This window comes from candidate division KSB1 bacterium (genome assembly GCA_022562085.1).
In the GTDB taxonomy this organism is placed as follows: Bacteria; Zhuqueibacterota; Zhuqueibacteria; order Oceanimicrobiales; family Oceanimicrobiaceae; genus Oceanimicrobium.
This window is the reverse complement of sequence record JADFPY010000424.1, coordinates 1-3508: the sequence shown is the minus strand read 5'-3', so window position 1 is coordinate 3508 and position 3508 is coordinate 1. Positions and strand designations below refer to the sequence as shown.

Here is a 3508-nt window from a genome sequence, read left to right as displayed (position 1 = left end):
GTGCCCAATGAGCCGGGACTCGGCATTCATGTGGATGAGAAGCTTTTGGGCCAGGCGGTGTTGACGGTTAAGTAGGTGAGCACACACAATGATCGGTAAAATTTTCGGCTAAACAAGTGGTCTCCTGGCATGATGAATAGTAACGATGACGATTGTGTTTTTCTTGTCGTCGACCTTGTAAACAACCCGGTATTGACCTTTAATAAGTTCGCGGATGGTTTCGTCAGCAAACTCAGGAACGGTGCGACCCATCTTCGGAAAGTCAGATAGCTTCAAAACAGATTGGCGGATGCTAGTAGCCAACTTGCGAGCGGCCTGCGGTTTGTCATAGGCTATGAAGTTGACGATCTCTGCTAAATCCGCTTTGGCTTGCGAAGAGAAAACAATTTTCATCGTTTGTGAGCAGCATCTATGATTTTGTCAACTTCATCGAACGTGCCCTGAATGGAATGCACACGGCCACTTTTGTAGTCTTCGAGCCCTCGTGCAACTTTACGCATGAACTCAATTTGGTCTTGCATTTCTTGAAATTTTTCAGCAGACAGTAAAACGGCAGCGCTTTTGCCGTGCTGCGTCAAAACGATAGGCTTTTTATGTTCATTTAACTCTTTAATGTATTCTTTCATCTTGTTTCTGAAATCAGTCAAAGGCCGAATGTTATTTACATCTAGAGGTTCCATTTAGGACTCCAATTTATTAATGTTTTTAAATAATTGTGACTTTTAAATGTACGGAATAAAAGCTTTTTAAGCAAGTCCAAATCTCATTGTCCGAAAAAAAAATTCTAAACAGGAGCACGAAATGTTTAAACCCGAAACCTACGTTAGAAGACGCCGCAAACTAAAAGAGCAAATTAAATCCGGACTTATCATCTTTTTAGGCAACAATGAAAGTCCCATGAACTACACGGACAACTATTATCTTTTCAGGCAGGACAGCTCGTTTCTGTATTTCTGGGGCTTAAATTCCCACGGATTGGCGGCCGCAATCGATGTCGAAGCGGACAAAGACAACCTTTATGGAAATGATCGAACAGTAGATGACATCATCTGGATGGGACCCCAGCCAACGATGCGAGAGCAAGCGCAAAAGGTAGGTGTTGAAGCAACCGCGCCATTTGACCAGTTTGCAAATGATATTAGAAATGCACTTCAACAGGGCAGAAAAGTTCATTTTCTACCCCAATACCGCCATGAAAATATGATAACCGTATCGTCCATGCTTGAGATTGAAATTTCCAAATTAAATGATTCCGCTTCAGTCGACTTTATCAAGGCAGTGGTTGAGCAACGATCGGTTAAATCAAAAGAAGAAATCGACGAGATAGAATCAGCACTTGAGATTGCTTATGAAATCCACACTTTTGCGATGAAAGAATCAAAACCGGGAGTTGTTGAACAGGAAATTGTTGGCAAAATGGAGGGGATCGTTCTTGCAAAAGGCGGTCGTCTGGCGTTTCCGGTGATTTTTTCCCGGCACGGAGAAACGCTGCACAACCATTATTATGGAAACAGACTGCAAGACGGAGACATTGCGGTTTGTGACGCCGGCGTGGAATCAGCCATGAACTATGCCGCCGATATTACCCGAACCATTCCCGTATCCGGTAAATTCAGTGACCGGCAAAAAGAAGTTTACGAAATAGTGTTGAACGCGCAAGAGCAAGCAATTGCCGCCATGAAGCCTGGGGTTAAATTCAAAGATGTTCACCTCATTTCTGCCAAAGAAATCGCAACTGGATTAAAAAACATTGGCATCATGCAAGGCGACCCGGATGAGGCAGTTGCCGCCGGCGCACATGCATTGTTTTTGCCGCACGGCCTGGGTCATATGATGGGCCTCGATGTGCACGATATGGAAAACCTGGGAGAAGACTATGTGGGTTATGATGACGAGGTTCAGCGAAGTGACCAGTTCGGATTGGTCTCCTTGCGAATTGGCAAACGGCTTAAAACCGGATACGTTTTAACCGTCGAACCCGGGATTTATTTTATTCCGGATCTCATTAACAAGTGGAAAGCTGAGAATAAATTTGCTGAGTTCATCAATTATCAACAAGTCGAAAAGTACAAAGACTTTGGCGGTATCCGCATTGAAGATAATGTTGTGGTTACGGATGACGGGCATCGCATTTTAGGCAACCCGAGCCCGAAGACAGTTGCTGATGTCGAGGAAATGGCGTCTGGTTAGTTTCGAGATTTTCTAAACCTTGCAGGTTTTAGAAACCTGCAAGGTTTGGGCAAGAATCATCCAAGTTCAAAACAATAAATAAGAAAAAAGCCCTTTCGCCACAAGCTTTTCTTTTTGATAGACCTCAACATCACAAAGGGCTACTTTTCTACCACGTTTAACAAGATACGCCCGCGCCAGTAAATCTCCATTTTCAAGTAAAGCAGGACTTAGAAAATTCATTTTGAATTCAATGCTGGTCATGGATTGGTTTTCGGTCAGGTAAGGATGTAGGGTATAAACGGCCGCCGTGTCGGCCAAGGTGCTGATAATACCGCCGTGAACCACGCCGCCTTCCTTACCGGACATTATTCCAATCATCGAATGAAGATGGGGCTCTCGTTGATTCCATTCTGCTCTTTAGTCCGCTAGACCAAAAAGTTTCAGCAGACCTCCCCACCCGAATAATCTGACACCGAAATAGGGGAAAAATATGGTTCGTTCCACTGTCTCATTGTCCTCGTGTACGCGCGTCTTAATCGGAATCAGTGTTACCTCATAGGCAATATGCTCAGTAACTAGCCCAAGCGAAAATCCCGGAGAGACAATACTCCGATCAAAATTTATTTGCCGCGTGGATCCTATGAGAGGCGCTTTTTCCCCCTTGCTGTTGATGCGATAGCTATACACCGATGGACCGAATAATAAAGTATTGTGAGGCGAGAAATCATAGCTGACCAGAAGCGCTGCTTCGGTAATGAACGCCTTTTGCGTAAAATCCTCATCTGAACCCCGCTTGCCCTGGCCGACGGCATAACCGAGAGCTGGCATCAGTGCCAGACCCCATTTCGAGGTGGAATCCAAGAACGCGTATTTGCCTAAGAGTTTGATTCCGACCGAGGTCGACAATGTGGCAAATAGATCTGCTCCGATGTCGAATTTTGACCCCAAACCGTGCTGAACCGAAAAATCAAATAGGATCGTGGCGGGATTATCAATTGCATCTTCATCGCTGTCATAGTCGACGCTCCGGCCAATTTGACTACCGAAGCCTATCTTGGTTTTTCCAGTTCCCAGAGACTTCCCGCCTTGAAAATGATTAACAGAAACTGTGGCGCAACTGGTGAGGGCAATGAAACCCAGGATGTTCACTAATGAAATAACTTTATGCATGACGACACCTCCACATTTTATTCATGGCATGAGAGACGAACTGGATAGCACCCACAGACTCAACGTAGCGGCTTGCGAGGTAACTCGCTCGCTTAAGTTAGGCAGAAGTCAGCAGAGGCCATAGTAGCCGAACGCTCGGTTTAATTGCCGAGACATGGTGAAGAGC

5 protein-coding genes are annotated in these 3508 nt (G+C 45.2%); 1 reads left to right on the top strand and 4 read right to left on the bottom strand.

Going from position 1 to position 3508, the window contains the following annotated elements; translation table 11 throughout:
- Positions 1–108: 108 nt before the first annotated feature.
- On the bottom strand, positions 109–393 hold the full coding sequence (locus IH879_21665; protein MCH7677534.1) for a type II toxin-antitoxin system RelE/ParE family toxin: 285 nt from the start codon (positions 391–393) through the stop codon (positions 109–111).
- Entirely contained in the window at positions 390–680 is a 291-nt protein-coding gene (locus IH879_21660; protein ID MCH7677533.1) for a type II toxin-antitoxin system Phd/YefM family antitoxin, read from the bottom strand. Before IH879_21660 ends, IH879_21665 begins: the two co-directional genes overlap by 4 nt.
- Positions 681–801: 121 nt before the next feature.
- Here IH879_21660 and IH879_21655 point away from each other — a divergent pair, with 121 nt between their 5' ends.
- Positions 802–2190 (top strand): aminopeptidase P family protein, encoded by a 1389-nt coding sequence (locus tag IH879_21655; GenBank protein MCH7677532.1) that lies wholly within the window; start codon positions 802–804, stop codon positions 2188–2190.
- A 66-nt stretch (positions 2191–2256) separates the two neighbouring features.
- On the opposite strand, the gene IH879_21650 is transcribed toward IH879_21655, so the two are convergent.
- Both IH879_21650 and IH879_21645 read right to left on the bottom strand, forming a co-directional pair.
- Complete coding sequence (locus tag IH879_21650; protein ID MCH7677531.1) at positions 2257–2538, bottom strand: PaaI family thioesterase; 282 nt, start codon at positions 2536–2538, stop codon at positions 2257–2259.
- Positions 2539–2589: 51 nt separating this feature from the next.
- A complete protein-coding gene (locus IH879_21645; GenBank protein ID MCH7677530.1) occupies positions 2590–3342 on the bottom strand; it encodes a hypothetical protein in 753 nt (250 codons plus the stop codon).
- Positions 3343–3508: the final 166 nt, after the last annotated feature.

What these genes read in the sequence shown, in the direction of transcription:
- IH879_21655 (MCH7677532.1), top strand. Translation starts at nt 802, where the DNA reads ATGTTTAAACCCGAAACCTACGTTAGAAGACGCCGCAAACTAAAAGAG.
- IH879_21665 (MCH7677534.1), bottom strand. Translation starts at nt 393, where the DNA reads ATGAAAATTGTTTTCTCTTCGCAAGCCAAAGCGGATTTAGCAGAGATC.
- IH879_21645 (MCH7677530.1), bottom strand. Translation starts at nt 3,342, where the DNA reads ATGCATAAAGTTATTTCATTAGTGAACATCCTGGGTTTCATTGCCCTC.
- IH879_21660 (MCH7677533.1), bottom strand. Translation starts at nt 680, where the DNA reads ATGGAACCTCTAGATGTAAATAACATTCGGCCTTTGACTGATTTCAGA.
- IH879_21650 (MCH7677531.1), bottom strand. Translation starts at nt 2,538, where the DNA reads ATGTCCGGTAAGGAAGGCGGCGTGGTTCACGGCGGTATTATCAGCACC.